Origin of the sequence: Sphingobium indicum B90A, from assembly GCF_000264945.2 — a bacterium.
Lineage (GTDB): Bacteria > Pseudomonadota > Alphaproteobacteria > Sphingomonadales > Sphingomonadaceae > Sphingobium > Sphingobium indicum.
On sequence record NZ_CP013070.1, the window covers coordinates 3,282,568 to 3,304,713 of the forward strand.

Here is a 22,146-nt window from a genome sequence, read left to right on the forward strand (position 1 = left end):
AAAACGTCATGAAATCGGCCAAGCGCCCCCATGGCCTTGGCCGGGGCCTGTCGGCGCTGCTCGGCGATGTGGCGCGGGAGGAGCCGGTCGCGCCCACCGCCGCCGCCCCGCCGTCCACCAAGGCGATCCAGAGCATCGAAGTCGCGCTGATCCAGCCTCATCCCGAACAGCCCCGCCGCCACTTCGACGAGGGCGCGTTGCAGGAACTGGCCGACAGCATCGGCAAGCGCGGAGTGATCCAGCCGATCATCGTCCGTCCCCATGGCGGCGGGTTCCAGATCGTCGCGGGAGAACGCCGGTGGCGGGCGGCGCAGCGCGCGCAGCTTCACCGCATCCCCGCCATCGTCAGGGATTTCGACGAGGCGGAAACGCTGGAAATCGCGCTGATCGAGAATATCCAGCGCGAAGACCTCAATCCGATCGAGGAGGCGGAGGCCTATCGCAAGCTGATCGCGGAGTTCCAGCACAGCCAGGAGGCGCTGGCCCGGCTGGTCGGCAAGTCGCGCAGCCATGTGGCGAACCTGATGCGCCTTCTCGATCTTCCCGCGCCCGTTCAACGGCAGGTGATCGAACAAAAGCTCAGCATGGGCCATGCCCGCGCCCTGATCGGCGCGCCGGATTGCGAAAATCTCGCCCGAACCGTCGAAGCCAAGGGTCTGTCGGTGCGCGATACGGAACAACTCGTCCGCCGCGCCAAGAAGGGCGATGGCGCCCCCGGCCGCAAGCGCCCCGCCGCCGCCAGGGACGATGATCCCGACATCGCGGCGCTGGAACAGCATCTGGCCGACATATTGGGCGTGAAGGTCGACATCGACTATGCGCAGGGCGGCAACGGCACCCTGTCTTTGCATTATTCCACGCTGGACCAACTCGACATGCTGTGCCAGCGCCTTTCCGGGGAACGCATCTGAACCGACAAGCCCAGGCATTTTCGACTTCACGTACGGAAATGCTTTCGAGCCGGGGCGAAATCGACCGGCGCCTGGAAAATAGGAAAAACAAAAAGAAGATAGGAACATGATCCGCTTCAATCGAGGCGGATCATGTTCTAGCCTGCGCAGATGGCAGACAATTCCTCCTCTCTCACCATGCCCCACATCGTCCGCCGCCAGGACTATCGGCCGCCCGACTGGCTGGTTCCCGACATCACGCTGGATTTCGCCCTCGACGCCGCCGCCACCCGCGTCCATGCGACATTATCGGTCACGCGCAACGGCGACCATGACCGGCCGTTGAGGCTGGACGGCGACGGCCTCCTGCCGCTTCAGATCAGGGTCGACGGCGCGATTCTCGCGGCCGACCAATGGTCGCTGGACGGCGGAACGCTGACGATCGCGCTTTCAAATTCCGCGCATATGGTTGAAACGTTCGTGGAGATCGCGCCCCAGGGGAACAGTAAGCTGATGGGGCTTTATGCCAGCGGCGGCCTGCTCTGCACCCAATGCGAGGCGGAGGGTTTCCGGCGGATCACCTTCTTCCCCGACCGGCCCGATGTGCTGTCGCGCTATTCCGTGCGCATGACGGCGGACAAGGCGCTCTATCCGGTGCTGCTCGCCAATGGCGATCCTGTCGAGCAAGGAGACCTGCCCGACGGGCGGCATTGGGCGCGCTGGAACGATCCCTTTCCCAAGCCCTGCTACCTGTTCGCGCTTGTCGCGGGCGACCTGGCCTGCAACGCCGACCGCTTCGTCACGATGAGCGGGCGCGAAGTGCAACTGGGCATATGGGTGAGGGAAGCCGACCTCCCCCGCACCGCCCACGCCATGCAGGCGCTCAAGAACAGCATGGCCTGGGATGAGCGGGTCTATGGCCGGGAATATGATCTGGACGTGTTCAATATCGTCGCCGTTGCCGACTTCAACTTCGGCGCGATGGAGAATAAGGGCCTCAACATCTTCAATTCGCGCTACATATTGGCGGACCCGGAAACCGCGACCGACATCGACTATGACGGCGTCGAAGGCGTGGTGGCGCATGAATATTTCCACAACTGGTCGGGCAACCGCGTTACCTGCCGGGACTGGTTCCAGCTCAGCCTGAAGGAAGGCTTCACCGTCTTCCGCGACCAGAATTTCTCCGCCGACATGGGATCGCACGCCGTCAAGCGGATCGAGGATGTCCGCATCCTGCGCGCCGCCCAGTTCCAGGAGGACAGCGGCCCGCTCGCCCATCCTGTTCGGCCCGAATCCTACATGGAAATCAGCAACTTCTACACCGCGACCATCTATAACAAGGGCGCGGAGCTGATCCGGATGATGGCGCTGATGCTGGGGCCGGAGCGCTTCCGCGCCGGAACCGACCTCTATTTCGACCGGCATGACGGGGAGGCCGCCACCTGCGAGGATTTCGTCCGCGCCATGGAGGATGGGGGCGAGATCGACCTCGCCCAGTTCCGCCTCTGGTATGAGCAGGCGGGCACCCCCCATGTCCGGGCGCTGCTGAGCCACGATCCCGCGACCCAGTGCGTGACCCTGATGCTGGAACAGTCGGTCCCGCCGACCCCCGGCCAGCCGGAAAAGCGGCCCATGGCCATCCCGCTGCGTACCGCCCTGTTCGACCCCGAAACCGGCCAGCATCGCGGCGACGAACTGCTGATGCTGACGGAGGCGCGCCAAAGCGTCACCTTCGCGGGTTGGTCGACCGCGCCGATCCTGTCGATCAATCGCGGCTTTTCCGCGCCGGTGATCGTCGAAACCAACCGCAGCCAGGCCGACCTCGCCTTCCTGTCCGCCCATGACGACGATCCCTTCGCCCGTTATGAGGCGATGCAGCAACTCATGGTCAATGTGCTGGTCGGCCGCATCGGTGGGCAGGCGGTCGATGAGGATGCGGTGGTCGCCGCGATCCGCAACACCGCCACCGACCCACTGCTCGACCCGGCCTTCATCGCCGAAGCGATCCGCCTGCCGAGCGAAGCCTATCTGGGCGACCAGATGGCGGTGGTCGATCCCGACGCGATCCACGCCGCCCGCGACGCGCTGCAACGGCGGATCGGCGCGGACCTGGAGCCGCTGTGGCGCGACATCCACGGCAAGACCAAAGCCAACGCCTTCGCCCTGTCGCCCGCCGCCAAGGGCGCGCGCAAGCTGCGCAACACCGCCTTGCTCTATCTCGCCGCGTCAGGCGCCGCCGATGGCGCGACCGTCGCCTTCGGCCAGTTCAGCGAAGCGGACAATATGACCGAGCGTCAGGCTGCGCTCGCGACCCTGGCCAACGGCGCCAGCGCGGAGCGGGAGGCGGCGCTCGACATCTTCTACAACCGCTATCGCGACGACGCGCTGACGCTGGACAAATGGTTCCAGACCCAGGCCTTCGCCTTCCATCCCGACACGGTCGACCTGGTCGAGGAACTGGGCAGGCACAAGGATTTCACCCTGGCCAATCCCAACCGGGTGAGGGCGCTTTATGGCGCGTTCGCGGGCAACCAATGGGCCTTCCACCACAAGTCCGGCAAGGGCTATCGGCTGGTGGCCGACTGCATCATCGCGCTGGACAAGCTCAATCCCCAAACCGCCGCCCGGCTGGTGCCGCCGCTGGGACGCTGGAGACGCTTCGATGAGGGGCGCGCCGCAATGATGCGGGCGGAGTTGCAGCGCATCCTGCTTGAACCGGGCCTGTCGAAGGACGTGACGGAGCAGGTCAGCAAGAGCCTGGAGTAGGGGCGCGCCCTCCTCGAAAACTCGTCACCCCAGCGAAAGCTGGGGTCTCAGGCCTCGACCGCCAACCTGTCCTCCCGAGACCCCAGCTTTCGCTGGGGTGACGGCAGGGAAGGGCATCTACCGCCCCGAAGCCGCCACCCAGGCCGCGACATCCGCAGCCACCTTGTTCGCCGCGGCATTCAACGGCGCGCCGACGCTGTTGGCGTCGATCTTCCCGCCAATCGGCGCGCTGGCGGTAAAGCGCTGCCTGGCGATCGCCGTGCCGCCCGGCCCGGCCAGCATCGCGTCATAGGTCACGACCGCGCTGTTGCTCGCTTCATCCACGCCGAAATCGACCAGTTCGCCCATCAACCGCTGCCCGGCATCGGCCGAATATTGCCCCGGATCGAGCACGATGCGGTTGCTGGTGGCGGCGATGGTCTCCGCCAGCAGCTTCTGGAACAGATGCCGCGGCGTGTCGGCCCATTGCACCTTCGTCACATAGGCGACGGAGGTGGGCGATGTGATCACCGGCACCCGCACCGTGTCCAGCATCTTGGGCGCGTCGGGATCGGCCACGGTGATGGCCGTGCCCGAAGAGGCGCTGCGCAACGTCCCCGGCGCCACCTTCTGCGCGGCGCTCAGCGACAGGAGACGCTCCGGCGGTTTGCCGCCGAAGGACACGCAGCCCGCCAGCATCATCGCGCCGACGGCCGCCAGACCCAGTTTCCCGTGAAACATCATCATGTCCCTCTTATCGCTTGTAATCGGGCAGCTTGGGCGATCCGACGATGGACCCCGCGCCCTGCTGGTCGAGTTTTTCCGCCACGCCCCGGAAGGATCGCGACATTTCGCGCAGGTCGCGGACCAACTGGTTGACCTCCGGCATGGTCTGGTTGCTGAAGGCGCGAACGCCCGGCTGCGCCTCCGCAATGGTCTTGTCGAGCGTGTCGATGCTGCGCGTCGCCGACTGGATGCTCTTGCGCAGGTCGGCCAGCAGCGGGCGGCCCTCATCATTCACCATGGCGTCGGTGGAGGCGGCCAGCTTGCCGATCTGCTCGGCGGCGATGCCGGTGCGCTGCACGGCGATGCGCGCTTCGGCCAGGGTGGCGGCGATTTCCGGGCTGCGGTCGGCCAGCGAGCCGGAAATCCGCTCCACATTGGCGAGGATGCCGGCAATCGACTGCTGATTCTTGTCGTTCAGCAATTCGGTCAGCCGCTCGGTCAGCGTCGACAGCCGCTCCAGCAGTTGCGGCGCATTGTTCAGCAATTCGCCCAGCGCCCCCGGCTTGGTCGGGATCACCGGCACGCCGTCGGGGCAGGAGGCGAGGGGGTTTTCCGCCGGGCAGACGATCGGCGGCGCGCCCTTGACCGCGCCGTCCAGCACGATTTCCGACACGCCGGTAAAGCCCACCCCGGCAATGGTCGCCGTGGTCCCCTGCAGGACGGGCGTGCCCTCCTTCACCGAAATGCGCACCTTCACGAAGCTGGGATCCCGCTTCCAAAGCTCGATCTTCTCGACCTGTCCGGAAGGGACGCCGGAATAGTTGACGCTGGACCCCTTGGCCAGGCCGTTGACCGACTGTTTGAAGAAGATGTCATATTCCATATTGTCGCCCTGGGAGAGGCGCGAGAACCAGAAAGCCGCGATCATGATCGCCGCCAGCAACAGCAGCGTGACCGTGCCCACCAGCACATGGTTGGAGCGGGTTTCCATAGTCTATCGCCTCTTGTCCTTCTCGCGAGCCACCGCCGCCGTCGCGGCGCGCCCGCGCGGGCCGTTGAAATATTCCTGAATCCAGGGATGGTCGGTCGCCAGCAGCTCATCGATGGTGCCGACCGCCGTCACTTTCCTGTCCGCCAGCACCGCCACCCGGTCGCAGATGGAATAGAGCGTGTCGAGATCATGGGTGATGAGGAAGACGGTCAGCCCCAGCGTCTGCTGCAACCGCCGCGTCTGATCGTCGAAGGCCGCCGCGCCGATGGGGTCCAGCCCCGCCGTCGGCTCATCCAGGAACAGCAGGTCCGGGTCGAGCGCCAGCGCCCGCGCCAGCCCCGCGCGCTTCTTCATCCCGCCCGACAGTTCAGCGGGATATTTCGGCCCGGCCTCGGCGGGCAGGCCGGTCAGGCGGATCTTGTAGGCGGCGATCTCGTCGCGCAGCTTTGGGCCGATATTGGGATAATATTCGCGGATCGGCACTTCGACATTCTCCGCCACCGTCAGCGTCGAAAACAGCGCCCCGCCCTGGAACAGCACGCCCCACCGCTTGCGGATCGCCAGCGCCTCATCGTCCAGCCGGCCGATCATCGATTCCCCGAAGACGTGGATTTCGCCCTCGTCCGGGGTCTGAAGGCCGATGATGGAACGCATCAGCACCGACTTGCCCGTGCCCGATCCGCCCACCACGCCCAATATCTCGCCCTTGCGCACGTCCAGGTTCAGCCCCTCATGCACCACCTGATCGCCGAAGCTGTTGCGCAGGTTGCGGACCGATATGGCGATGCCGTCATGCTGGACCGCCTCCTCGATCCGCGCCTCCTCGGCGCTGATTTCTTCCTCCTGCGCCATCAGTTCCAGCCTACCCAGGTGAAGAAGACGGCGAAGAAGGCGTCCAGCACGATCACCAGGAAGATCGCCTGCACCACCGCCGCGGTGGTGCGCAGGCCGACTTCCTCGGCATTGGCCTTGACCTGCATGCCCTGGAAACAACCCGCCAGCGCGATGATGACGCCGAAGACGGGCGCCTTGATCAGCCCCACCCACAGGTCATGGATCGGCACCACCTCCCGCAACCGCTGGACGAAGGTGATCGGCGGAATGTCGAGCGAAACCGCGCAGAGGAAGCCGCCGCCGATGATCGCGACGATGGAGGAATAAAAGCCCAGCAGCGGCATCATCACCACCACCGCCAGCGTGCGCGGCAGCACCAGCGCCTCCATCGGCGACACGCCGATGGTGCGCATGGCGTCGACCTCCTCGGTCAGCTTCATCGTGCCCAGTTGCGCGGCGAAGGCGGAGCCGGATCGGCCCGCGACCATGATCGCGGTCATCAGCACGCCCAGTTCCCGGAAGGTGAGGCGGCCGACCAGGTTGATGGTCAGCATCTCCATGCCGAACTGGCGAAGCTGCACCGAACCCTGCTGCGCGATGACGATGCCGATCAGGAAGCTCATCAGGCCGATGATGCCCAGCGCGGACACGCCCACCACCTCGAAACGCTGCACCACGGCGTTGATGCGGAAGCGGCCGGGATGGCGGAGGACGTTCCATGTCGCCACGAGCGTGCCGCCGAAGAAGCCGAGCAGCCCCAGCAGGGTCGTGCCCGAATTGACCACCGCTTCGCCGATCTGCCCGACCACCCGCTGCCAGGGCGGTTCATGGTCGGGACGGATGTTTACCGGCTCGTCCACGCTGCCGACCGTCGCGATCAGCCGCTCCGCGTCGCATTTGTCGCCCGTGATCCCGCAGTCGAGCCGCTTGATCGCGCGGTGCAGCACCCAGGCGCCGATCGTGTCCATATGGCCCACGTCCGACAGGTCGATGGTGTCGACCGGACCCTCTATCGCGTCCAGCCGGTCGGGCAGGTCATGCAGGCAGGCGATGGACAAATTGCCCGAAAGCCGAATGACCGTCCTGCCCTCGCGGACTTCCTGAGCAAGATCAGCGGCTTTGTTCATCAAGGCGGAGATGTGGTCCATTATCGGTTGCACGGCAAGCCGAAACGGCCCATCCGCACGATCAAACGAAGGGGCGACCCAAAAAGTTTCGGACATGGCATGACGCACAGACTCGCAATCTACGACATGGACCGCACGGTGACGTTCACCGGCACCTATACCGGCTTCCTGATCCACGTCGCGAAGGGCATGGCGCCCTGGCGTCTGGCGCTGTTTCCGGGCGTGATCCTGCTGATGCTGGCCTATGTGCTGAAGCTGATCAGCCGTCAGCGGCTGAAGGAACTGAACCAGGCGCTGATGATCGGCTTCAACGTGGAACGCGCCCGGCTGATGCCCCATGTGGAAAGCTATGCGGCGAAGGTGGTGGCGGGCAATGTCCGCTCCGGCGCACTGGCGCAGATCGCGCAGGACAGGGCGGACGGCTACCGGCTGGTCCTCGCCACCGCCTCCTACCGCCTCTATGTCGAACCCATCGCCCGGCGGCTGGGTTTCGACGCGGTGATCGCGACCGACCATCTCTCGCAGGATCTGCGCTATGTCCGCGCCAGGATCGCGGGGGAAAATTGCTACGACACGGGCAAGCTGCGCATGATCAAGGCGTGGATGGCCGCCGAAGCCATCGACCGGACGCAGGCGCATATCCGCGCCTATTCCGACCATGTGTCGGACGCGCCGATGCTGGAGTTCGCGGACATCCCCTTCGCCTCCAACCCGCACAAGCCGCTGGCCAGGCTGGCGGCGAAAAGAGGGTGGGCGCGGGTGGATTGGGCGTAGCGGAGCGGCGAGCATGTCAGGCGGCTCGAAATAACGTGCTCCTGCGAAGGCAGGAGCACGCCATATTTAGCCGACCGGCGAGACCAACGCCTCCCCTGCAAAAAAGGCAGCAAGGTTCGCCAGCAACATGTCCCGCATCCGTCCTACCGCCTCATAGGTCGCGCCGCCCATATGCGGCGTCAGCACGACGTTCGGCACATCGGCCCAGCGCCCCGCCGGCGTAGGCTCGTTCTCGAACACGTCCAGCGCCGCTCCGCCAAGCCGTCCTTCGCGCAGAGCCGCGATCAGCGCATCCTCCACCACCAACTGCCCGCGCGCGACATTCACCAACAGCCCCTGCGGTCCCAGCGCGTCCATCACGGACGCATCGATCATCCCGCGATTCTCCTCCGTCGCCTTGGCCGCGATCACCATGACGTCACTGTCGCGCGCCAGCGCCTCCAGCCCCTCCGCCCGCCGCCAGACCAGTTCCGGCTTTTCCCTCGGCCCCCACCAAGCGATCCGCATGCGCATCGCTTCGGCGCGCTTTGCCAGGGCAATTCCGATGCTGCCCATGCCGACGATGCCGATCCTGGCGCCCGCCATCGACCGGGTCAGCATCTTCGCGCCGGCTGTCCACTCGCCCGTCCGCACCTGCCGGTCGCCCAGGACGATCAGCCGCCGATGGGCGAGGATCAGCCCCAGGGCATGGTCCGCCACATCCTCCGCATTGGCGTCCCCGCCATGGGTCACGGCCACGCCCCGCGCCCTTGCCCAGTCCAGGTCCACCCCATCATAGCCCACGGTGAAGCAGGCGATCAGCCGCAGCTTCTCCATCCGCTCCAGCATCGCCGGATCGAGCCGGAACTCGCCCGCGGTCACCAGCGCCTCGGCCTCCGCCAGCCGCGCCTGCCCCTTCTCCTCCCACAGGGCCATGGCGTCATAGCGGGGGGAAAGCGCATCCAGCAGCGGCGCCATATGCGGCTGCGCCACCAGGATCAGCGGCCGATCCGTCATCCGGCCGCTCCGTCCACCGCGCGCAAGGCCTGGGCGAAATCCGCGATCAGGTCTTCCGCATCCTCGCAGCCGATGGAAATGCGCACCATATTGTCGCCGATCGCCAGCGCCTTCTTCCGTTCGGCAGGGACGGACAGATGCGTCATCGCCGCGGGATGGCTCGCCAGCGTCTCGGTCCCGCCCAGGCTGACGGCCAGCTTCGCGATCTTCAGCGCGTCCAGAAAGGCGAAGGCCTCCGCCTCGCCGCCCTTGAGGTAGAGCGAGAAGGTCGATCCCGCGCCCGTGCAATGGCGACGGTATATGTCGGCCTGCCGCTCGGTCTCCGGAAAGCCGAGATAGACGACCTTCTCCACCTGCGGCTGGTCCTTCAGCCAGGCGCAGACCCTGGCGGCATTCTCGCCCGCCCGGCTCATGCGCAGTTCCAGCGTCTCCAGCGACCGCAGCAGCATCCAGGCCGAATGCGGGTCCAGGATCGTGCCGATGGTGTTCCGCATCAGCCGGATCGTATTGATCAGCGCATTGGACCCCAGCACGCCGCCAGCGACCAGGTCGCTATGTCCGCCCGCATATTTGGTCAGGCTGTAGATGACCAGATCGGCCCCATGGCTCAGCGGATGCAGCCAGAGCGGGCCGAGGAAGGTGTTGTCGATGGCGACGGGCGGGCGATGTTCTTCGCCTGCGAAGGAAAAGTCGCGCCGCGCAACTACCGCTTCCAGGTCGACCAGCACATTGGTCGGATTGGCCGGACTTTCCAGATAGATCAGCGCGACGCGGCCCAGGCCCTTGGCCTTTTCGATCACCGCGCCAATCTCTTCCTCGGTCGCGCCCGCGGGGAAATCCAGCCATTGCACGCCGAACTTGCCCAATATGCGCCCGATCAGCGATTCGGTCGCGGCATAGAGCGGGGCCGAATGCACGATCACGTCGCCCGGCTGCACCAGGGCGAGCAGGGTGGTCGCGATGGCGGACATGCCGCTGGAAAAGAGCAGGGCGTCCTCCGCCTCTTCCCAGACCGACAGCCGGTCCTCCGCAATCTCCTGATTGGGGCCGTTGAAGCGGGAATAGACGAGGCCCTCCGCACCGCCGGGGCGAATGCCCGTCACCCCCTCGAAATGCCGCTTCCCCGCCGCCGCGCTTTCGAAGGCGAAGGTGGACGTCAGGAAGATGGGCGGCTTCAGCGATCCTTCGGACAGGGTCGGGTCATAGCCATGGCCCATCATCAGCGTCGCGGGCTTCAGCTTGCGGCCTTCGATCTCCATGATCGGTTGCTTGGGACGGCGGCGGTTGCGCGTGGGCTCCGCGCCCGTGAGGTCGGCTTCGGTTTCGCCGGTCATCAATGATCTCCTGCATGTTCGCGGCGTCTGCTGCGCCACTCCTATGGCAGGGAGTGTAACGCTTTTCGGGGGAAAGGGGCCAGAGGCGTCCGATAAGATTATTTCATGCAATCAAACTTAAATTACACGACACGCCGTGATCCTGCAAAGGCGGGAGCCCAGTCCCGCCGCCCGAACTGGGCTCCTCCCTGCACAGGATCACGGAGCGATTGAAGCAAGGCAGCGTTGAATGGGCATGACCTTTGCGCGCTGCCGTCCTACACATCTCCCATGAACCAACGCCTACCCGAACCGCTGGAGCAATGGTTCACATCCCGCGGCTGGACGCCCCGCCACCACCAGACCGAGATGCTGAGCGCCGCCCGATCCGGTCGCCACGCGCTGCTCGTCGCTCCCACCGGCGCCGGCAAGACGCTGGCCGGTTTCCTGCCGACCCTCGCCGACCTCATCGAAAATCCGGGCGAAGGCCTCCACACCCTTTATGTCTCGCCGCTCAAGGCCCTTGCCGTCGACGTGCGCCGCAACCTCCTCACCCCCATCGAGGAAATGGGCCTGCCGATCCGCGTGGAGACCCGCACCGGCGACACGCCCTCCGACCGCAAGGCCCGCCAACGCGCGCGCCCGCCCCAGATCCTGCTCACGACGCCCGAATCGCTCTCGCTGCTGCTGAGCTATGCCGACAGTTTCCTGATGTTTGCGGGGCTGAAGACCGTCATCATCGATGAAGTCCACGCCTTCGCCACCCAGAAGCGCGGCGACATCCTCAACCTTTCGCTGTCCCGGCTCCAGAGCATCAACCCCGGCCTTCGCCGCGTCGCGCTGTCGGCCACGGTTGCGGATGTCGACGCCTATCGCGCCTGGCTGGCCCCGGACGGCGACATCGGCGCCGTCACCCCCGTCATGGGCGAGGCGGGCGCCGAACCCCATGTCGCCATCCTGATCCCCGACGGCCGCATTCCCTGGTCCGGCCACAGCGGCAAATATGCCGCCAAACAGGTGATGGAGGAAATCGAGCGCCGCGCCACCACGCTCGTCTTCTGCAACACGCGGGGCTTGGCCGAACTCATCTTCCAGTCCCTCTGGTCGGTGAACGAGGCGAACCTGCCCATCGCCATCCACCATGGCAGCCTGTCCATCGAGGCGCGGCGCAAGGTCGAAGCGGCGATGGCGGCGGGCAAGCTGCGCGCCCTGGTCGCCACCGCCTCGCTCGACCTGGGCGTGGACTGGGGCAATGTCGACTGCGTGATCCAGATGGGCGCGCCCAAGGGCAGTTCCCGCCTGCTCCAGCGCATCGGCCGCGCCAATCACCGGCTCGACACGCCCAGCGAGGCGATCCTCATCCCCGGCAACCGCTTCGAATATCTGGAGGCCCGCGCCGCGCTGGACGCGGTCGAGGCGGGCGAGCGCGACACCGACGATTTCCGCCCCGGCAGCCTCGACGTCCTCGCCCAGCATGTCATGGGCCTCGCCTGCGCCGCGCCCTTCCGCGAGGAGGAACTGCTGGCCGAAATCCGCTCCGCCACGCCCTACAGCGCGTTGACGGAGGAAGCTTTCGCCAATGTCCTCCACTTCATCGAGGGCGGCGGCTATGCCCTGCGCGCCTATGACCGGTTCAAGCGGCTGACCCACGATCCCGACGGGACATGGCGTGTTTCCCACCCCCGCTTCGTCCAGCAGCACCGCCTGAACGCGGGCATCATCGTCGACCAGCCGGTGCTGGACGTCCGCTTCGCCAACGGCCGGAAACTGGGCACGGTGGAGGAGGGGTTCGCCGCCACGCTCCGCCCCGGCGACAGCTTCTTCTTCTCCGGCATGGCGCTGGAGGCGGTGCGGATGGACACGACCGATCTGGTCGTCCGCGCCACGTCCAAACAGGCGCGCATCCCCACCTGGGGCGGCACCCGCATGGCGATGTCGACGCGCCTCGCCGACCGGGTCCGTCATTTCCTGGCCGAACCCGACCAGTGGAGCCGCTTCCCGGACGATGTCCGCGACTGGCTGGAGGTGCAGAAATATCGATCCGCCCTGCCCGAACCGGGGCAATTGCTGATCGAGACCTTTCCCCATGAGGGCCGCCACTATCTCGTCTGCTACAGTTTCGAAGGATGGAACGCGCACCAGTCGCTCGGCATGCTGCTGACCCGCCGCATGGACGCGCAGGGCCTGATGCCGATGGGCTTCGTCTCCAACGACTATGCACTGGCCGTCTATGGCCTGAAGCCGGTGACGGACCCGCAAAGCCTGTTTTCGGCCGACATATTGGATCATGAATTCATCCAATGGGTCGAGCAATCGAGCCTGCTCAAGCGCGCCTTTCGCGACGTGGCGGTGATCTCCGGCCTGATCGAGCGCCAGCATCCCGGCAAGCGGAAGACGGGGCGGCAGGTCACTTTCTCGACCGACCTCATCTACGACGTGCTGCGCAAATATCAGCCCGACCATCTGCTGCTGAAAGCCGCCTGGGCCGACGCCCGCGCCCGAATGACCGATGTGGGCCGGCTGGGCGACCTGATCGACCGCGCATCGGCCACCATGCTGCATGTCGATCTCGACCGGGTAAGTCCGCTCGCCGTCCCGGTGCTGATCCTCATCGGACGCGAGCAGGTCGCCCAGCATGCGGTGGAGGACGCCCTGCTGATAGAGGCTGAAGCCCTGGTGGCGGAGGCCATGCGCCCGGATTGAAGGGACGGTGGAAGCGGCCATTCCCGGCCTTCCCATGCAAGGAAGGATACGGGAAGGGGGAGAGCGACATCGTCGCTCAATCCCCCTCTGCTCCCCGCTTCGCCGGTGCCGGTCTTTCCGGCGGCCCCTCTCCCAATATATTTTTAAGGCGCTGCGGTGAGCGGCCTCTGCTTATACCGGCGCGACGACAAAAAAAAGGCCGATCCGAAGACCAGCCTGAAAGTTTTTAGGAGAGGATGCCTGAAAGGCAGGGCCTTCTTCGCCCAGATCGCGCATTCCCGCAAATGCGAAGAAGCGATCTGCGATTGCACGAAACGCAATCATCCTTGAAAATCGGGGATTTTTCCAGGCGCGCCGGGCTTCCGGTGTCCGGCGGCGGCCCCGGAACCCGCGCAAAAATCCGTTTCACAGCGAAATGGGCAGTGGCTTTTTCGCATCAGGCCAAATGAAATTTCGGCGTGCGAAGACGCGCTCCATTCCTGCTAGCCTTGCTTCCTATGGGGCCAGACGCCCGATCCGTCCGCCGCGCAATCATGCGCCGCGTCCCGAAGATGCGGCAACCCGCAGGCGCGGCAGGTCACGTAATCGCCCGCCTTCAGCCCGTGGCCCACCGCCACCCGCTCATCGAAGACATAGCAGTCGCCTCGCCATCGGCTATCCTCCTCCGGCATTTCCTCCAGATAGCGCAGGATGCCCCCGCGCAGATGATAGACCTCTTCAAATCCCCGCGCCCGGACCAGCGCCGTCGATTTTTCGCATCTGATGCCGCCTGTGCAGAACATGGCGATGCGCGGCTTGCGGCCCTCCTCGCGCAGCTTTCCGGCAAAATCGTCGAACCAGGCCGGGAAATCGCGGAAAGAGCGCGTGCCCGGATCGATCGCCCCCTCGAAGCTGCCGACCGCCACTTCATAGGCGTTGCGCGTGTCGATGAGGACTGTGTCGGGATCGGCGATCAGGGCGTTCCAATCCGCCGGATCGAGATGCATGCCCGCCTGATGCGCCGGATCGAGATCGCCCGCGCCCAGGGTGACGATCTCCGCCTTCACCTTCACCTTCATCCTGACGAAGGGCGGGTCGTCGCCATGGGCATATTTGACGTCGAGGTCGGCGCAGCCCGGCAATGTCCTGATGTGCGCCACCAGCGCCGCGATCGCCCTGTCGTTTCCAGCGACCGTGCCGTTGATCCCCTCCGCCGCGACGATCAGCGTTCCGCAGGCGCCAAGATCGGCGCACAGCAAGCGCAAATCGCGGGCAATCGCCTCGGGATCGTCGAAGGCGGCGAAACGGTAGAGCGCGGCAATGGTGAAAGCGGATTTCATCGCAGCGCCCATAGCCGCTTCGTCGCCCTCTTGAAAGCGGCTGGGCAAGGGGGCATAGGCAGGGCATGGTTCCCCTTTCGTTCGCGGGTCACGATTTCCTGGCATTGCCGGAGGCCGCGCTGTTCTGGCCGGCGCGCTCCGCCTTGCTGGTGGCCGACCTGCATTTCGAAAAGGCGAGCTGGTTCGCCCGATCCGGACAATTCCTGCCCCCGCACGACAGCCAGGCGACGCTCGACATGGTGGAGATGCTGGTCCAGCGGACCGGCGCGCGGGCCGTCTGGTCGTTGGGCGACAGTTTTCACGATGCCGATGGCGCGGCGCGGCTCGACCCGACGGCGCGGGCAAGGCTGGCGGCGCTGACGGACAGGCTGGACTGGGTCTGGATCACCGGCAACCACGATGCCGGCATGGCGCAGGCGCCCGGCGGCGCCCGGTGCGCGGACATGCAGGTCGACGGCATATGGTTGCGGCACGAGGCGGATCCCGCCGATCCCCGTCCGGAGATTTCGGGGCACTTCCATCCCAAATTCCGCCTGTCGGTGCGCGGCCGCCACGTGTCGCGGCGCTGCTTCGTCGAATCGCGGACCAAGTTGATCCTGCCCGCTCTGGGAGCGCTAACGGGCGGTCTCGATGCCGGTCATGGGGAAATCCGCCGGGTAATGGGGTCGGGGGCGAGCGCCTTGTTGCCGGTCGCCGGTCGGCTGCTGCGTTTTCCCTTAGCGTAAGCGGACGTAGCGGAAACCGGAATTAAAGCTGTCTCCTTTAGGTAACAGTGCATGAAAATCCGGTCGCCATTTAGGATAAAAGCCCCTGAAAAGCAGCCATATCTTGCCTTCATGCTGCTGTGGCATCATAGTTCGACAATAATTTCGACGCGATGCAAAGTCGCGCGGTTTAGGTAGAGGGAGCATCATTATGAAGAAAAGCCTTTGGCTGATTTCTGTCGGTGCCATTGCATTGGGCAGCAGCGTTCCGGTCGCATGGGCGCAGGACAGCGGATCAGCCGTCGATTCCGAAAACGTCAACATCATCGTAACCGCGACCCGACGCGCCAGCCCGCTGTCCGACGTGCCGATCGCCGTGTCCGCCGTGACGTCGCAGGCGATGCAGAATAGCGGCGCGACGGACATTCGCGCGCTCAACCAATTGGCTCCCTCGCTGCTGCTCTCCTCCACGGGGACAGAGGCCAACGCCTCGGCGCGCATCCGCGGCATCGGCACGGTAGGCGACAATCCGGGGCTGGAAAGCTCGGTCGCGGTGTTCATCGATGGCGTTTATCGCTCCCGCACCGGGGCCGGCCTCAACGAACTGGGCGAGATCGAGCGGGTGGAGGTGCTGCGCGGCCCCCAGGGCACGCTGTTCGGGCGCAACGCGTCCGCCGGCCTCATCAACATCATCAGCAAGGCGCCGGAATTCACGCTGGGCGGAAAGGCCGAAGTCACCTACGGCAATTATGATTATTGGCGTCTGGCGGGCCGCGTCACCGGGCCGGTCACCGACAAGCTGGCGCTCAGCCTGGACGGCGTCTGGTCGAAGCGGGACGGCTTCTACGACCTGGTGAACGCCAGCGGCGCCCAGGTTGGGGAAACCAATGACCGCGACCGTTATTTCCTGCGCGGGCAGGCATTGTTCCAGCCGAATGACGCGCTCTCCATCCGCCTCATCGGGGATTATACGCATCGCGACGAAAGCTGCTGCGGCGCCCCCTATATCGAGACGCGGGAACGCCGCCCGGTCGCGGGCGGCGGCTACAGCACGGCGCCCTTCAACCGGATCGCCGCCATCCTGGCGGGGCAAGGCAGCGTCTTTGGCGCCGATCCCTATGATCGCGACCTCACCATCACGGCCGGCCGGAATTATGTGAGCAAGCTCAAGGATTGGGGCGTTTCGGGGGAGATCAACTATGACCTGGGCGGGACCAAGCTGACCAGCATAACCGCCTATCGCCATTACAAGAGCCAGGATTATGGCGATTACGATTATGGCGGGGCCGACCTGCTCTACCGCGATCCCAACACCCATCGTCAGTTCAAGACCTTCACCCAGGAACTCAGGGCGCAGGGATCGGCCTTCAACGATGTGCTCGACTGGCTGGTCGGCGGCTATTATGCGCATGAAAAGCTGACGCTGGAGGATAATATCGTCTTCGGCGCGGACTATGGCCGCTTTGCCGCCTGTCGCCTGATGGCGGGAGCGAGCGTCAACAGCAATTTGACGGCGGCGCAGCTTGCCGCTTGTGGCAGCGGGCTTGCGACGCAGGCGCTGATCACCGGCACGCAGGCGCAGCTTAACGGCGGCCTCATCCTTGCCGGCGTTCCAGTCTTGCAGGCCGGGGCGATTTCCACCGGCCTGGGCAACGGTCTCCGCGCGCTGGCGGCGATCCCATCTGGCACCGGCGATGTCGCCTCGCTCTACCATCAGAAAAGCGAGAATTGGGCGCTGTTCACCCATAATATCGTCCACATCACCAGCCAGCTCGATCTGACGCTGGGCCTGCGCTACACCCATGAAAGCAAGCGTTTCTCGGCCGATTTCAACAATAACAACGCCACCTGTGCGGCCTTGCAAGCGTCCAGCCTTCCCGCCATCGCAACCAATGCGCAGCTCGGCAGCGCGGCGGCCCTGGCGGGCGGAATCCTGACCCTGGGTTGTCTCGGCAACGGGTCGACGGGGCTGAACGCGCTCGACCTCAACGACAAGATCAGCGACGGGGAATTTTCCGGCACCGCCGTCCTGTCGTGGAAGCCGATCCAGGAATTGCTGGTCTATGGCAGCTATTCGAAGGGCTATAAGGCAGGCGGCTACAATCTCGACCGCTTCCAGCTCGGATCGACGGGCCTGAACGCGGTGCCGGCCGTGTTCGCGCCGCGCACCAACGCCGACGTGACCAGCCTGCGCTTCGCCGCGGAAAAGGTGGACGCGTTCGAAGTGGGCCTGAAATATACCCAGCCCAAATGGAGCGCGAACATCGCCGCCTTCCGGCAGGAGTTCAAGAATTTCCAGTTAAACACCTTCAACGGCACCAGCTTCGTCGTGCAAAACATCAATGGCTGCGACGGGGCGCTGACGGCGGCGCGGACCTGCGCTGGCGGTGATGTGGGACCGGGCTTGATCAGCCAGGGCGTGGAACTGGAACTGTCGGCAACGCCGGCGCGGAACGTGCGGGTGGCCGGGGGCTTCACCTATGCCCGCGCCAAGTTCGCCAACCGCCTGGTCGGCAGCAGCAACGGAACGGTGCCGCTCGATCCGGCGCTGTTCCTGCTGCCGGGATCGATCAACTCCCAGGCGCCCGAAGTCGTGACGACAGTCAGCGCGGCCTGGACGCCTTCGCTTGGTTCCAACGGCCTGTCGGCGCTCTTCTATGTCGATGGGCGCATGAGCAGCGACTTCAACACCGGGTCCGACCTGTTCCCCGAAAAGCGGCAGGACGGCTATGCGGTGTTCAACGCCCGTGTCGGCATCCGGGGACCGCAGCAACGTTGGGCGGTTGAATTCTGGGGTCAAAATATCTTCAACCAGGACTATAGCCAGGTCGCCTTCAGCACCCCGCTGCAGTCGAGCAGCCCGTCCACCTCGACCACCGGCCAGTTCGCCCTGGGCGCACCGATGGCGAACCAGCTCATCTCCGCCTATCTTGCCGAACCCCGCACCTACGGCATCACTTTGCGCGGGAGTTTCTGATCATGCCCCTGCCGCTCCCCGGCGTCGGGCGGGCGGCAGGGCGCTCCCCGAACAGGGCCGTGCCGACGCGGATGTGCGTAGCGCCCAACATGATCGCGGTTTCATAGTCCCCCGACATTCCCATGGAGAGTCCCTCCAACCCCTCTTCGCGCGCCATCTTGGCGAGCAGCGCGAAGAAGGGCGCGGGTTCGATGTCGGCCGGCGGCACGCACATCAGGCCCAGCAGCGGAATGCCCGCATCCCGCGCCGAGCGGATCAGCGCGGGCACATCCGCGATCGGACAGCCGCCCTTTTGCGGTTCCGCGCCGATATTGACCTGAACGAAGCAGGGCACGCGCCTGTCCGCCGCATCCATCGCCCTGGCAAGCGCCGTCAGCAGCGACCGGCGGTCGAGCGAATGAATGACGTCGAACAGCGCGACCGCATCGGCCGCCTTGTTCGACTGGAGCTGACCGACCAGATGCAGTTGAAGGCCATCATGCTCATCTCGCAGGGCAGGCCATTTGCTTTCCGCTTCCTGCACGCGGTTCTCGCCGAAGACCCGCTGGCCCGCCGCGATCAGCGGGCGGATGGCGTCCGCCGCCTGCGTCTTCGACACGGCGATCAGGGTGATGTCGTCGGCGGTGCGGCCGGTCAGGCTGGCGGCGCGGCCCATGGCGGCGCGTATCCCGGCCAATCTGTCCGCGGCCAGCCGGTCTGCGGCTTCGATGCTGTCGGTCGTCATGGGGGCTGCTATAGGCGATGGCCATGCAACGCCGCCACCGCAAAAAACTGCCGACGATCTGGTTGATGACCGACGAACGCATCGGGGAGTCCGCCTTGCTGGCGGCTATCGATCGCCTGCCGAAGGGCAGGGCGGGGGTCATATTCCGGCACTATCGCACGGCGGCGGCGGAACGCCGCGCCTTGTTCGATCGGGTCGCCAGGATGGCCCGAAGGCGGCGGCTGGTGCTGATGCTGGGCGGCACGGCGGCGCAGGCGCGGGCCTGGCGCGCCGATGGCTGGCATGGCCGCGACCGACGGCTGGGCGGAAAGATGCTGCTCCACAGCAGGCCCGTGCATGACAAGCGGCAGATGGCGGAAGCCGCCCGCGCTGGCGCGGATTTCGTCTTCCTCTCGCCGCTTTTCCCGACGCGCTCGCATCCCGGTTCGCTTGTGTTGGGGCGGACGGGATTTGCGGCCCTGGCGCGGTTGGCCCCCATGCCGGTGATCGCCCTGGGCGGAGTGCGCGCGGCGCATCGGCATATGCTGGCGGGCATGGGCGCATCCGGCTGGGGCGCGATTGACGGCCTGTCGGTTGGGTAGTCGCGGCGGTGCAATGGGTAGAGGTCGGAAATTCCGCCCTACCAGCCCAGTTCCGCGGCATGGTCCGGGTCGGCCAGCGCCGTCAGCCGTCGCGCGGCCCGTCGGGCGAAGCGCAGCGTTTCCGCTTTGCGCCGCGCCGCCGCCAGCGGCTCCATCGGCGCCGGACGCACCAGTTCGGCGTCATATCGGTCCGCGACGATCAGTCCCGTCCGCCCCGGCCATAGCGCCTCGCTTTCGAACAGCGACAGGTCGAAGCCGGACGGCACGGCCCAGAAATAACGGTCGCAATAGTCGAAATAATCGGGCCATTTCATGTCGCCCAGCAGGTCGGCGCGACTGCACTTGATCTCCACGATGGTGATCCGTCCGGCCCCGTCCAGCGCCATGATGTCGGCGCGCCGGCCATTGGGCAGCGGCACTTCCAATATCCCGCACATGTCGTGGCGGAAGAACAGGCGCAGCGTACCCCGCGCCACGGCCAGCGCCGTGCCGTCGGTCAGGGGCGAACAACTGTCGGAAAGATCGGAGTCCATATCCGGTTATTAGAACATGAAGGGAACAAAAGGAAAGGGCCGATTCGGGAAAACCCCCGAACCGGCCCTTCTTCACCCCCTGCGCGCTGGGCGCGAAACGGTCAGCGATAGAAGACGTGATTGTCGATCGCGGCGAGCTGGCGCTTGCCCCAGCCCGGCGAAACGCGGCGCGCATGGAAATAGAGCGCGCCTTCCGCCTTGCTGTTCCAGCTATCCTCCATCGCGATCTGGGCGATGGCGACGGCCTCGCGCCAGCTTTCGCTGCCCAGGCGGATCGACGGCATGCCGTTGCCGCGCACGAAGCTGAACTGGCCGGGCTGATAGATGACGCCGCACAGGCTGTCGGCGAAGCGGCCGGAGCGGGCGCGGTTGATGATGACGCGAGCGACGGCCAACTGGCCTTCCAGGCTTTCGCCCTTGGATTCGAAATAAACGGCGCCGGCCAGGCACTTCATGTCGCCGGAAACATCCTCGGGCGCGCCCTGCGCGTCCACCAGGGCGGCGAGATTGTCCGCCTTCACATCGGCGCTGTCGGAAAGGGGAGCCAGCGGCTGCACGACTTCGCGCGGCGCGGCGAAAGTGACGGCGGGCTGGGCGCCGGCCGGAGCTGCATTCAGCTCATTGCTTCCCGGAAGGGAAAGGACCGACGGAGCCGCTTCGGAAGCGCTCGACATGTCGGCCGCAGTGACCGCCGCGGTGGCGGAAAGGGAAAATGCCGCGATGATCGCAGCCTTCAGACGAAAACTCATTACAACTCAAAATCGTGCGGTTCTTGGCCGGAAACGTCAAAAAACCCCTAGAACACCGACGTCCGGCCGCCCCCCGTCTGCGTGTTTACCGCATCCGCCCCCCATGGACGAAAACCGGCAACCTGCGCGTTGAAAGCGTCGGAGGCCTGTGCCCGCGCGAGGAAAATGAGTCAACGATTAACAGATCGTTTCAGCGGCGAACCGTTCCGCATCCGCGATGTCGAGTTCAATGACCCACAGATCGGGGTCCGATCCGCGCCGACGCGCAAGATATTGGGCCATGGCCTCCTGCCCCTTTTCCGTATCGGGGCCGCAGCGGACCAGCCTGTAGCCGCCCGCATAATCAGGAACGCGCTCGAACAGGCCCTGTTCCCGCCCCTTTTCCAACGTCTGGAGCAGGATCGCTCCGCTGATCTCGTCCCCCTTCACCAGCACCGTGGCGAAGCCGCCCGCCGCGGCGCAGCGGCGCGTCAGCGCGCCGACCAGCATCGCGCTGGTCAGCCGCGCATCGGGTGGGTCAGTCGGCATAGCCGGGCAGGGACGACAAGGGGAATTGCGACCGCATGAAGGTGCCGGTGCCGCGCCCGACCTCCTCGCCATCGGCATCGATCAGGCTGGCTTCCGCGACATAGACGCGCCGCCTGCCGCTGATCCAGCGCCCTTCCGCCCTGATGCGGCCCGGCCCGATCGGGCGGGTGAACAGCAGGTTGAAGCTGGTCGTCAGCAGGAAACGGTCGCTGACCAGGCTGTTGGCGGCGTAGAAGGCCGCATCGTCCAGCATCTTGAAATAGACCGTGCCGTGCACCGCCCCCGCCGCGTGGAACTGGGTCTCGTCCACGTCGAAATGGATGATCGACCGGCCTTCTTCCGGGATCGTCAGTTGCGACCGGAACAGCCGGTTGATCGGTGCGGAGCGGTAGAGAGACTCCAGCGCCCGGAAATGCGCCTCCTCCCCGCTGGGCAGGGCGCTGGCGGCCGATTCCCGATCAGGCTGCGTCACGCGCCTCGCCACCAGCGAGCAGGGCATGAAGCGCCGCCGTCGACTTGGCGCCGCGCAACCGGGCGACCTGCCCCTCGTCGCGCAGGTAGCGCGAGACGCGGGCCAGCGTCTTGAGATGCTCGGCGCCCGAATCGATCGGGGAGAGCAGCGCGAAGACGATGTCCACCGGCGCTTCGTCCACCGCGTCGAAGGGAACCGCCGGGTCGAGCAGGACGACCACGCCGCACATTTTCTGAAGGCCCGGAATCTTCGCATGGGGAATCGCGACTCCGCCGCCAAAGCCGGTGGACCCCAGCTTCTCGCGCTCCAGCAGCGCTTCCGCCACCATATCCGCTTCCAGGCCGTAGGCCTGGGCAGCCAGCGTCGCAACCTTCTGAAACAACTGCTTCTTGCCGTTCACCGAAAGGGCGGTGCCCAATGCATCCGGTGCGACGATATCGTTGAAATGAACCATGCC

At 65.7% G+C, this 22,146-nt stretch carries 20 protein-coding genes; 7 read left to right on the forward strand and 13 right to left on the reverse strand.

The window, feature by feature from the left end:
- The first annotated feature begins 8 nt into the window (after nt 1-8).
- Nucleotides 9-911 carry a ParB/RepB/Spo0J family partition protein gene (locus SIDU_RS15920; RefSeq protein ID WP_115288574.1) on the forward strand — a complete coding sequence of 301 codons (903 nt, stop codon included), beginning with the start codon at nt 9-11 and terminating at the stop codon, nt 909-911.
- Between the two features lie 150 nt (nt 912-1,061).
- Nucleotides 1,062-3,659, forward strand: a complete 2,598-nt coding sequence (gene pepN, locus SIDU_RS15925) for an aminopeptidase N (protein WP_025772800.1) — start codon at nt 1,062-1,064, stop codon at nt 3,657-3,659.
- Between the two features lie 117 nt (nt 3,660-3,776).
- Here pepN and SIDU_RS15930 read toward each other — a convergent pair whose 3' ends face one another.
- From SIDU_RS15930 to SIDU_RS15945, 4 genes are read right to left on the reverse strand one after another with little or no spacing between them, the layout of a single operon-like run.
- Nucleotides 3,777-4,385, reverse strand: coding sequence for an ABC-type transport auxiliary lipoprotein family protein (locus tag SIDU_RS15930; protein ID WP_084191207.1), 609 nt, complete (start codon nt 4,383-4,385; stop codon nt 3,777-3,779).
- A gap of 7 nt (nt 4,386-4,392) precedes the next feature.
- Nucleotides 4,393-5,355: an MlaD family protein gene (locus tag SIDU_RS15935; RefSeq protein ID WP_007689329.1), complete on the reverse strand. Its 963-nt coding sequence runs from the start codon at nt 5,353-5,355 to the stop codon at nt 4,393-4,395.
- A gap of 3 nt (nt 5,356-5,358) precedes the next feature.
- Nucleotides 5,359-6,207 carry an ABC transporter ATP-binding protein gene (locus tag SIDU_RS15940; RefSeq protein ID WP_007689331.1) on the reverse strand — a complete coding sequence of 283 codons (849 nt, stop codon included), beginning with the start codon at nt 6,205-6,207 and terminating at the stop codon, nt 5,359-5,361.
- Nucleotides 6,207-7,316, reverse strand: coding sequence for an MlaE family lipid ABC transporter permease subunit (locus SIDU_RS15945; protein WP_037510015.1), 1,110 nt, complete (start codon nt 7,314-7,316; stop codon nt 6,207-6,209). The genes SIDU_RS15940 and SIDU_RS15945 overlap by 1 nt, the downstream gene beginning before the upstream one ends.
- Nucleotides 7,317-7,415: 99 nt before the next feature.
- Between SIDU_RS15945 and SIDU_RS15950 the strand changes: the two genes are divergently transcribed.
- Nucleotides 7,416-8,090: an HAD family hydrolase gene (locus tag SIDU_RS15950; protein ID WP_007689335.1), complete on the forward strand. Its 675-nt coding sequence runs from the start codon at nt 7,416-7,418 to the stop codon at nt 8,088-8,090.
- Between the two features lie 66 nt (nt 8,091-8,156).
- Here SIDU_RS15950 and SIDU_RS15955 read toward each other — a convergent pair whose 3' ends face one another.
- Nucleotides 8,157-9,086 carry a 2-hydroxyacid dehydrogenase gene (locus tag SIDU_RS15955; protein ID WP_007689337.1) on the reverse strand — a complete coding sequence of 310 codons (930 nt, stop codon included), beginning with the start codon at nt 9,084-9,086 and terminating at the stop codon, nt 8,157-8,159.
- Nucleotides 9,083-10,420, reverse strand: coding sequence for a cystathionine gamma-synthase family protein (locus tag SIDU_RS15960; RefSeq protein WP_007689338.1), 1,338 nt, complete (start codon nt 10,418-10,420; stop codon nt 9,083-9,085). The genes SIDU_RS15955 and SIDU_RS15960 overlap by 4 nt, the downstream gene beginning before the upstream one ends.
- 270 nt (nt 10,421-10,690) lie before the next feature.
- Here SIDU_RS15960 and SIDU_RS15965 point away from each other — a divergent pair, with 270 nt between their 5' ends.
- Nucleotides 10,691-13,102 (forward strand): ligase-associated DNA damage response DEXH box helicase, encoded by a 2,412-nt coding sequence (locus SIDU_RS15965; RefSeq protein ID WP_037509988.1) that lies wholly within the window; start codon nt 10,691-10,693, stop codon nt 13,100-13,102.
- Between the two features lie 482 nt (nt 13,103-13,584).
- Here SIDU_RS15965 and trhO read toward each other — a convergent pair whose 3' ends face one another.
- Nucleotides 13,585-14,421, reverse strand: a complete 837-nt coding sequence (gene trhO, locus SIDU_RS15970; RefSeq protein WP_025772798.1) for an oxygen-dependent tRNA uridine(34) hydroxylase TrhO — start codon at nt 14,419-14,421, stop codon at nt 13,585-13,587.
- Between the two features lie 65 nt (nt 14,422-14,486).
- On the opposite strand from trhO, the gene pdeM reads away from it, so the two are divergent.
- Nucleotides 14,487-15,146, forward strand: a complete 660-nt coding sequence (gene pdeM / locus SIDU_RS15975) for a ligase-associated DNA damage response endonuclease PdeM (protein WP_007689342.1) — start codon at nt 14,487-14,489, stop codon at nt 15,144-15,146.
- Nucleotides 15,147-15,336: 190 nt separating this feature from the next.
- On the forward strand, nt 15,337-18,102 hold the full coding sequence (locus SIDU_RS15980; RefSeq protein ID WP_007689343.1) for a TonB-dependent receptor: 2,766 nt from the start codon (nt 15,337-15,339) through the stop codon (nt 18,100-18,102).
- Here the strand turns inward: SIDU_RS15980 and SIDU_RS15985 are convergent.
- The gene (locus SIDU_RS15985; RefSeq protein ID WP_007689345.1) at nt 18,080-18,826 is read right to left on the reverse strand and encodes a YggS family pyridoxal phosphate-dependent enzyme; all 747 of its coding nucleotides are present in this window, start codon (nt 18,824-18,826) and stop codon (nt 18,080-18,082) included. The genes SIDU_RS15980 and SIDU_RS15985 overlap by 23 nt on opposite strands.
- A 17-nt stretch (nt 18,827-18,843) precedes the next feature.
- Here SIDU_RS15985 and SIDU_RS15990 point away from each other — a divergent pair, with 17 nt between their 5' ends.
- Nucleotides 18,844-19,407, forward strand: a complete 564-nt coding sequence (locus SIDU_RS15990) for a thiamine phosphate synthase (protein WP_007689347.1) — start codon at nt 18,844-18,846, stop codon at nt 19,405-19,407.
- 38 nt (nt 19,408-19,445) lie between these two features.
- Here the strand turns inward: SIDU_RS15990 and SIDU_RS15995 are convergent, their stop codons facing one another.
- From SIDU_RS15995 to SIDU_RS16015, 5 genes are all read right to left on the reverse strand, one after another.
- Complete coding sequence (locus SIDU_RS15995) at nt 19,446-19,940, reverse strand: MmcB family DNA repair protein (protein ID WP_007689351.1); 495 nt, start codon at nt 19,938-19,940, stop codon at nt 19,446-19,448.
- A gap of 101 nt (nt 19,941-20,041) precedes the next feature.
- Nucleotides 20,042-20,689, reverse strand: a complete 648-nt coding sequence (locus SIDU_RS16000) for a cell wall hydrolase (RefSeq protein ID WP_007689352.1) — start codon at nt 20,687-20,689, stop codon at nt 20,042-20,044.
- A 177-nt stretch (nt 20,690-20,866) separates the two neighbouring features.
- Complete coding sequence (locus tag SIDU_RS16005) at nt 20,867-21,217, reverse strand: DUF1491 family protein (RefSeq protein ID WP_020817459.1); 351 nt, start codon at nt 21,215-21,217, stop codon at nt 20,867-20,869.
- The gene (locus SIDU_RS16010) at nt 21,207-21,716 is read right to left on the reverse strand and encodes a PaaI family thioesterase (protein WP_007689356.1); all 510 of its coding nucleotides are present in this window, start codon (nt 21,714-21,716) and stop codon (nt 21,207-21,209) included. The genes SIDU_RS16005 and SIDU_RS16010 overlap by 11 nt, the downstream gene beginning before the upstream one ends.
- Nucleotides 21,676-22,143, reverse strand: a complete 468-nt coding sequence (locus tag SIDU_RS16015; protein WP_037510010.1) for a PTS sugar transporter subunit IIA — start codon at nt 22,141-22,143, stop codon at nt 21,676-21,678. Before SIDU_RS16015 ends, SIDU_RS16010 begins: the two co-directional genes overlap by 41 nt.
- Between the last annotated feature and the right edge of the window lie 3 nt (nt 22,144-22,146).

Coding starts and splice junctions, on each gene's coding strand:
- SIDU_RS16010 (WP_007689356.1), bottom strand. CDS start 21,716: ATGCCCTGCTCGCTGGTGGCGAGGCGCGTGACGCAGCCTGATCGGGAA.
- pepN (WP_025772800.1), top strand. CDS start 1,062: ATGGCAGACAATTCCTCCTCTCTCACCATGCCCCACATCGTCCGCCGC.
- SIDU_RS16015 (WP_037510010.1), bottom strand. CDS start 22,143: ATGGTTCATTTCAACGATATCGTCGCACCGGATGCATTGGGCACCGCC.
- SIDU_RS15990 (WP_007689347.1), top strand. CDS start 18,844: ATGGCCATGCAACGCCGCCACCGCAAAAAACTGCCGACGATCTGGTTG.
- SIDU_RS15920 (WP_115288574.1), top strand. CDS start 9: ATGAAATCGGCCAAGCGCCCCCATGGCCTTGGCCGGGGCCTGTCGGCG.
- SIDU_RS15945 (WP_037510015.1), bottom strand. CDS start 7,316: ATGAACAAAGCCGCTGATCTTGCTCAGGAAGTCCGCGAGGGCAGGACG.
- SIDU_RS15960 (WP_007689338.1), bottom strand. CDS start 10,420: ATGACCGGCGAAACCGAAGCCGACCTCACGGGCGCGGAGCCCACGCGC.
- SIDU_RS15950 (WP_007689335.1), top strand. CDS start 7,416: ATGACGCACAGACTCGCAATCTACGACATGGACCGCACGGTGACGTTC.
- SIDU_RS16005 (WP_020817459.1), bottom strand. CDS start 21,217: ATGCCGACTGACCCACCCGATGCGCGGCTGACCAGCGCGATGCTGGTC.
- SIDU_RS15955 (WP_007689337.1), bottom strand. CDS start 9,086: ATGACGGATCGGCCGCTGATCCTGGTGGCGCAGCCGCATATGGCGCCG.
- SIDU_RS15940 (WP_007689331.1), bottom strand. CDS start 6,207: ATGGCGCAGGAGGAAGAAATCAGCGCCGAGGAGGCGCGGATCGAGGAG.
- SIDU_RS15985 (WP_007689345.1), bottom strand. CDS start 18,826: ATGACGACCGACAGCATCGAAGCCGCAGACCGGCTGGCCGCGGACAGA.
- SIDU_RS16000 (WP_007689352.1), bottom strand. CDS start 20,689: ATGAGTTTTCGTCTGAAGGCTGCGATCATCGCGGCATTTTCCCTTTCC.
- SIDU_RS15935 (WP_007689329.1), bottom strand. CDS start 5,355: ATGGAAACCCGCTCCAACCATGTGCTGGTGGGCACGGTCACGCTGCTG.
- SIDU_RS15930 (WP_084191207.1), bottom strand. CDS start 4,385: ATGATGATGTTTCACGGGAAACTGGGTCTGGCGGCCGTCGGCGCGATG.
- pdeM (WP_007689342.1), top strand. CDS start 14,487: ATGGTTCCCCTTTCGTTCGCGGGTCACGATTTCCTGGCATTGCCGGAG.
- SIDU_RS15965 (WP_037509988.1), top strand. CDS start 10,691: ATGAACCAACGCCTACCCGAACCGCTGGAGCAATGGTTCACATCCCGC.
- SIDU_RS15995 (WP_007689351.1), bottom strand. CDS start 19,940: ATGGACTCCGATCTTTCCGACAGTTGTTCGCCCCTGACCGACGGCACG.
- trhO (WP_025772798.1), bottom strand. CDS start 14,421: ATGAAATCCGCTTTCACCATTGCCGCGCTCTACCGTTTCGCCGCCTTC.
- SIDU_RS15980 (WP_007689343.1), top strand. CDS start 15,337: ATGAAGAAAAGCCTTTGGCTGATTTCTGTCGGTGCCATTGCATTGGGC.